1 protein-coding gene and 1 pseudogene are annotated in these 797 nt (G+C 57.5%); one reads left to right on the top strand and one right to left on the bottom strand.

The window, feature by feature from the left end; all coding sequences use genetic code 11:
- The first annotated feature begins 90 nt into the window (after positions 1-90).
- On the top strand, positions 91-435 hold the full coding sequence (locus tag ACFFU4_RS03240) for a winged helix-turn-helix domain-containing protein (protein ID WP_377067003.1): 345 nt from the start codon (positions 91-93) through the stop codon (positions 433-435).
- Positions 436-456: 21 nt separating this feature from the next.
- Here ACFFU4_RS03240 and ACFFU4_RS03235 read toward each other — a convergent pair.
- Positions 457-720: pseudogene (locus ACFFU4_RS03235) on the bottom strand (integrase core domain-containing protein); the annotation flags it as partial.
- Positions 721-797: the final 77 nt, after the last annotated feature.

Raw genomic sequence — 797 nt, 5'->3', positions numbered from 1 at the left:
CGATCAGCAGGTGCAAAGAGTAGCTTGATTTACGCCAGATCCTGTCCAAGAGACGGGGAGTAGCTCAGTGCCGCCTCTGCCCACAGTAGCGTGGCGGACACAGAAAACGCCATTAATTTTGATGGATACAGACTTGACCTGGGGGCACGGCTTCTGTTCGCGCCGGGCGGCAATGAGATCGACCTGACCACCGCTGAGTTCAATCTGCTCGCGGCATTTCTGTCCCGCCATGGTCAGGTTCTTGACCGCGACCAGTTGATGAATGCCGTCAAGGGTCGTGACTGGGAGGTCTATGATCGCTCTGTAGATAGCCTTGTGAGCCGATTGAGACGTAAGGTTCCGGCTCCTGACGGCCGATCCCACTACATTCGAACGGTTCACGGTATCGGATACGCGTTTTCCGTCCCTTCCAGTGGCTTTGAGCCACCCCCATGACTGGACGGGACCTGGCGTAAGTCAAGCTACTCTTTGCACCTGCTGATCGGGTTGGGTGTCGTCTTTTCTCAGCCAACAGACCACGGCAGGCGGTCTGCCGCCAAGGGTGGAGTGTGGGCGTTGGGGAGGTAGAAAGTCATCCATTTGCGGATGCCCGCCTTCGCTTCCGAGCCGGTCTCTCAGGCGTGCAGGTAGACGCATTCGTATTTCACCGTCCGCCACAGCCGCTCGATGAAGATATTGTCGAGGACGCGCCCCTTTTCCGTCCATCGAGATGCGCACGCCGGTCCTGCGCATGAGCTACCCCCCGAAATTCGGACACTGACATAAGCTACGATTTGCAGTCTGCTGATCTTCGACGA

Origin of the sequence: Roseovarius ramblicola (assembly GCF_042430665.1) — a bacterium.
In the GTDB taxonomy this organism is placed as follows: domain Bacteria; phylum Pseudomonadota; class Alphaproteobacteria; order Rhodobacterales; family Rhodobacteraceae; genus Roseovarius; species Roseovarius ramblicola.
Note: the sequence above shows the minus strand (reverse complement) of the source record. Positions and strands in the feature narration are given on the sequence as shown.